General features: G+C 70.0%; 7 protein-coding genes. 2 read left to right on the plus strand and 5 right to left on the minus strand.

Annotated features, from left to right (window positions below; genetic code table 11):
• Positions 1-218: hypothetical protein (locus GXZ33_RS08270; protein ID WP_291340374.1), on the plus strand; the 218-nt coding region annotated here is incomplete at its 5' end.
• Between the two features lie 133 nt (positions 219-351).
• On the opposite strand, the gene GXZ33_RS08275 is transcribed toward GXZ33_RS08270, so the two are convergent.
• Genes GXZ33_RS08275 through GXZ33_RS08295 form a run of 5 tightly spaced genes read right to left on the minus strand, consistent with a single transcriptional unit; the run spans position 352 to position 3,998 of the window.
• Complete coding sequence (locus GXZ33_RS08275) at positions 352-558, minus strand: hypothetical protein (protein ID WP_291340376.1); 207 nt, start codon at positions 556-558, stop codon at positions 352-354.
• A gap of 5 nt (positions 559-563) precedes the next feature.
• Positions 564-1,421: a metal ABC transporter permease gene (locus tag GXZ33_RS08280; RefSeq protein WP_291340378.1), complete on the minus strand. Its 858-nt coding sequence runs from the start codon at positions 1,419-1,421 to the stop codon at positions 564-566.
• Positions 1,418-2,332: a metal ABC transporter permease gene (locus GXZ33_RS08285; protein WP_291340380.1), complete on the minus strand. Its 915-nt coding sequence runs from the start codon at positions 2,330-2,332 to the stop codon at positions 1,418-1,420. The genes GXZ33_RS08280 and GXZ33_RS08285 overlap by 4 nt, the downstream gene beginning before the upstream one ends.
• Positions 2,329-3,057 (minus strand): metal ABC transporter ATP-binding protein, encoded by a 729-nt coding sequence (locus GXZ33_RS08290; protein WP_291340382.1) that lies wholly within the window; start codon positions 3,055-3,057, stop codon positions 2,329-2,331. The genes GXZ33_RS08285 and GXZ33_RS08290 overlap by 4 nt, the downstream gene beginning before the upstream one ends.
• Entirely contained in the window at positions 3,057-3,998 is a 942-nt protein-coding gene (locus GXZ33_RS08295; protein ID WP_291340383.1) for a metal ABC transporter substrate-binding protein, read from the minus strand. The genes GXZ33_RS08290 and GXZ33_RS08295 overlap by 1 nt, the downstream gene beginning before the upstream one ends.
• A 111-nt stretch (positions 3,999-4,109) precedes the next feature.
• On the opposite strand from GXZ33_RS08295, the gene GXZ33_RS08300 reads away from it, so the two are divergent.
• Positions 4,110-4,784, plus strand: a complete 675-nt coding sequence (locus GXZ33_RS08300) for a metal-dependent transcriptional regulator (RefSeq protein WP_291340384.1) — start codon at positions 4,110-4,112, stop codon at positions 4,782-4,784.
• Positions 4,785-4,918: the final 134 nt, after the last annotated feature.

Genomic DNA, 4,918 nt, shown 5'->3' on the forward strand with positions numbered 1-4,918 from the left:
GCGACGAACCGACCGCGGAGTTCAACGCCGCGATCTTCCTGGGGGCGAAGAAGCGGGTGGCCCAGGACATCTCCTCCCTGCCGGTGGGGTTCTTCTGCCGCGACGGGATCGCGCACCTCAAGGAACACGGGGCCCGGTGGCAGAACCACCCCTTCACCTCGCCCGGCTGGCCGGACGTGCGGACCTACGAGGTGCGCCGCGACGACGAGGGGCTGTAGGGGCGGGGCTCCGCGCAACCCCGGAAGCACAGGTTCGAACGCACACTGGTTCCGAACCTGGGGGAGCCGTGGGGCGCCTCTCTCGGGGATGTGAATCCGAACGTGTGAGATCGGGGGAGGGCGGGGCAGACTGCTACATCCAGCGGTCGCGGGCGAACTCCAGGAAGGCGAGGATCGCGGCGGCGGCGATGGTGCCGGCCAGCCACACACCCAGGAAGAAGAGGATGTCCAGGAGATCGAGGGGCATCTCGCGGGTCATCAACGTCGAGGCGAAGGCGATGAGCACGGCGACGGTGGCACCGGTGGGTATCTTGGCCATGAGGTAGTCGAGGGCGGTCACATCAGTCAGCGTAGCTGGCGTCGTCGGGAAGTATGGCGCACCCCCAGCAGCACCATGAGGAACAGGACACCGTAGAACACCGCCATCGCCGCGGAGGTGGCGGTGTCGGTGACGTAGGCGATCCAGAAACCGGTGCCGGCACCGCCCAGGGCGAAGGCCACCGTCCACGCGATGAGCGAGGAGAGCCGGGTGGCGAACAGGTGGGCCGTCGCTGCGGGGGCGACCATGAGCGCGATGACCAGCAGGGCGCCCGCCGCGTGGAAGGCAGCCGTGACGGTGACCGACACCGTGAACATGAACGTCAGGCCCAGCCAGCGCACGGGGATGCCGAGCAGACGGGCGTGGACGGGATCGAAGGTCGCCGCGGTGAGCTGCGGGAACACCGCCGTGAGGAAGGCCGCGTTGAGGGCGAGCACCGCCAGCATGACGTAGAGGTGGCTCGGACCGAGATCGACGCCGCCGAGGGTGAGCCGGTCGAAGGAGGCGAGGTTGAGGTCGCCGACGAGGACGACGTGGGTGTCCAGGTGGACGTTCGACAGGCGGGCGGTCACGAGGATGATGCCCACCGCGAAGAGAGCCGGGAAGATGAGGCCCTGCGGGGCGTCGCCCGCCAGCAGGCCGGTGGAGGCCAGCCACTCCGCGCCGAGGACGACGAGGAGCCCGGCGAGGGCGGCCCCGAGGATGAGCCACGGGGAACGCAGGTCGTGGGTGAACAGGTAGCCGATGACGATGCCGGGGAAGACGGCGTGGGAGATGCCGTCGACGAGCATGGAGCTGCGGCGCAGCACGATGAAGACCCCGGGGAGGGCGCATGCGAGCGCGGTGACGAGGGCGAGGAGGAAGGTGCCGAGGATGAAGGTCATGGGGTTCCGGGGAGGGTGGTCAGGTGGTGGGGCTGGTGGCGTCGATAAGTACGCAGCACGACGCCGCGGGGTGACAGGGTCAGGGACAGGAGGAAGAGGGTGAACAGGACGAGCACGATGACCGGGCCGGTGGGCACGGGGCCGAAGACGATGGACAGGTAGGCACCCACCGCGGCGCCCGTCGCGCCGAACAGCCCGGACAACGCCACCATGGTCGGCAGGGTGCGGGTCCACTGGCGGGCCGCGGCGGGCGGGGTGACCACGAACGCCACCATGAGCACCAGTCCCACTGCCTTGACACCGATGACGGTGGCCACGGTGATCGCGCAGAACACCAGCGGGTCGAGCACCCGGTGGTGGAAGCCGAGCAGCCCGGCGAGATCGCGGTCGAAGGTGGCCAGGGCGAACTCCTTCCAGAAGAGACCCACCATCGCCAGGGTGCCCACCCCGACGAGGAGGGAGACCGTCAGGTCTGCGCGGGTGATGGTGGAGGCGTTGCCGAAGAGATGGTCCTGGATTCCGCCCTTGCCGGGCAGGGGGGTGCGCTGGATGTACTGGATGAGCAGCATGCCCAGCCCGAAGAGGCTGGACAGGACGACGGCCATGGCGGTGTCGATGGCGATGCGGGAGTGCCGGGTGATCGCGTTGGCGGCGATGACCGCCACCGTGCCGACGGTGGTGGCGCCGAGGAGGAGGCCGGCCATGCTGCGGCCGTCGAGACCCAAGGCTGTGAGCAGCAGGAACGCGAGGAGCGTGCCGGGCAGGGCGGCGTGGGAGATGACGTCGCTGATGAGCGACTGCCGCCGCAGGTAGGCGAAGGACCCCAGCGCCCCCGCGACCCCGCCGATGACGGCGGTGCCGACGGTGACCATGGTGAAGGTGTGGTCGGAGAAGTAGTCCGCGGGGTTCATCGGGCGAGTCCGTAGGCGCGGGCGATGTTGTCCTCCGTGAAGTGCTCTCCCGCGTCGCCGCTGGCGACCACCCCGCCCCCGCCGAGGAGGGTGACGTGGTCGCAGTAACGGGTGACGGTCTGCAGGTCGTGGTGGACGAGGATGATGGTGCGGCCCTGACGGCGCAGGTCATGGAGCACGTCGACGATGGCCTGCTGGGAGACGGCGTCGACGCCCTGGAAGGGTTCGTCCATGACGTGGAGGTCCGGCTGCTGCGCGAGGGTGCGGGCCAGGAAGACACGCTGCCGCTGTCCACCGGAGAGCTCTCCGATCTGGCGGGACCCGAGGTCGGCGATACCGGTCGCGTCCATGGCCCGGGCGGCGGCGGCGCGTTCCGCCCGGCCGGGGCGGCGCAGCCAGCCGAGGCGGCCGTAGGTGCCCATGAGCACCACGTCGGCGACCGTGGTGGGGAAGTCCCAGTCCACGGCGGTGTGCTGCGGCATGTAGCCGACCCGCTGGCGGACCTGCCCGAGGGGGCGTCCGAAGAAACGGGACTCGCCGGCTGTGACGGGGACGAGACCGAGCATGGCCTTGAGCAGGGTGGACTTGCCGGAGCCGTTGGGGCCGACCACGCCCATGACCACACCGGACGGGACCTGCAGGGAGACCCCGCGCAGGACGGTCCCGGAACGGTAGGAGACGGTGATGCCACGGGCCTCGGCGGCGAGGGTGTCGGGGGTGTTCATCACGGCTGTGCCTTCCCGCCCAGTCCCGCGGCGACGGTGGCGACGTTGTGCCCGAGGGTCCCCAGGTAGGTGTCCACCGGTGCCTGCGGGCCGAGGGAGTCGGCGAACAGTTCGGCGTCCGAGATGGTGACGCTCCAGCCGCGCGCGGAGACGGCCTCCTCCAGGGAGGTGATGGCCTGCGGATTGGCCTGGTTGTCCCGGAAGATGGTGGGGATGCGGTTGTCCACGATGTAGTCGGCCAGTTCCGAGAGTTCGGTGGGGGACAGGGCAGCCTCCGTGGAGATGAAGTCCGTGGCGCGGACCTCCAGGTCGAAGGTCTGGCCGAAATAGCCGAAGGCGTCGTGGCCGGTGACCAGGATGCGGGGTGCAGTGAGCTCGGCCAGCTGCGCGCGGGAGCGTTCCTCCAGTTCGGCGATCTGCGCGTTGTAGGTGCGGGCGTTGGCTCGGTAGGTCTCGGCGTTGTCCGGGTCCTCCGCGGCGAGGCGGTCGGTGATCTGCTCGACCACCAGCTGCCAGGCCGCGGGACTGTTCCACACGTGGGGGTCATGGAGCGGGTGGCCGTCAGGGTCGGTCTCCTCCCAGGGCAGCAGCAGGTCCGGTGGCAGCAGGTCACCGAGGGCGAGGTGCCTGTCCCCGAGGGACTCCAGCTGGGTGGTCATCTGCGCCTCGAGGTGGAGGCCGTTGGAGAACACCAGGTCGGAGTGCCGCAGGGTCTCGACGTCGCGGGTGGACGGCTGGTAGGTGTGCGGGTCGCCGCCGGGGCCGACCATCGTGGTCACCTGCGCGTCGGGGGCGATGTTGTGCACCGCGTCGGCGATGTAGCCGGTGGTGGCGTAGACGGTGAGCGGGGTGTCCTGGCCGGGGGTGGAGCTGTCCGTGGAGCAGGCGGCGAGTGGCAGGGCCAGCGCCAGGGCGGCGGCGAGGCCGGTGATGTATCGCATTGAATACCTTTGCTAGTGATGCGGAAAATAAAAGTTCAACGACATGAACATTCAGGTACGGTAGTGCCTGACCGCCGGGAGAGCAAGAGGGATCCGGCTACGATGACCCCCATGCACGTCCATGACCTCCCCGACCGTTCGCAGGACTATCTCAAGGCACTGTGGGACATCGCGGAGCTTTCCCCCGGCACCCCCGCCGCCCTCGGCGACCTCGCCCGCCTCACCGGCCAGAAACTGCCCACCGCCTCCGAGGCCGTCAAGCGACTGGCCCGCCAGGGGCTCGTCCACCACGAGCCCTACGCCGGGGTCACCCTCACCACCGAAGGCCGCCGTCTCGCCCTGGCCATGGTGCGCCGCCACCGTCTCCTGGAGACCTTCCTGGTCACCGTCCTCGGCTACACGTGGGACGAGGTCCACGAGGACGCTGACCTGCTGGAACACGGTGTCTCCGACCGGCTCCTCGAGCGCATGGACGCCCACCTCGGCCACCCCACCCGCGACCCCCACGGGGACCCGATCCCGGGGGCGGACGGGCGCGTCGAGAAGCTGCCCGGGGTCAGCCTCGCGGTGGTCGCGCCGGGCACGCGGGTCACCGTCGAGCAGATCAACGACCGTGACCCGGACCTCCTGCGCTACCTCGCCGGCCACGGCATCACCCCCGGCGCACGCCTGCTTGTCGACGCCACCCCCACCGCCGGCCTCCTCACCGTCACCGTCGCAGGCGCCGCGGTGCCCGTCGCGGAATCCAGCCTCGGCGACATCCGCGTGAGCCCGGCGGCAGACTGACCCTAGGGTGGAGGGCGTGAACCCCGTCTCCCCGAAACTGACCACCGCCCGTTACCTCGGCAGACTGCCGTGGCTGATCCTGCCCCTCCTCATCTTCGTGGGCCTGGCCTGGTGGGTGAGCCCGTGGTTCTGGA

This window comes from Corynebacterium sp. (assembly GCF_012838985.1).
GTDB lineage: Bacteria > Actinomycetota > Actinomycetes > Mycobacteriales > Mycobacteriaceae > Corynebacterium.

Coding starts and splice junctions, on each gene's coding strand:
- GXZ33_RS08280 (WP_291340378.1), bottom strand. CDS start 1,421: ATGACCTTCATCCTCGGCACCTTCCTCCTCGCCCTCGTCACCGCGCTC.
- GXZ33_RS08285 (WP_291340380.1), bottom strand. CDS start 2,332: ATGAACCCCGCGGACTACTTCTCCGACCACACCTTCACCATGGTCACC.
- GXZ33_RS08290 (WP_291340382.1), bottom strand. CDS start 3,057: ATGAACACCCCCGACACCCTCGCCGCCGAGGCCCGTGGCATCACCGTC.
- GXZ33_RS08295 (WP_291340383.1), bottom strand. CDS start 3,998: ATGCGATACATCACCGGCCTCGCCGCCGCCCTGGCGCTGGCCCTGCCA.
- GXZ33_RS08300 (WP_291340384.1), top strand. CDS start 4,110: ATGCACGTCCATGACCTCCCCGACCGTTCGCAGGACTATCTCAAGGCA.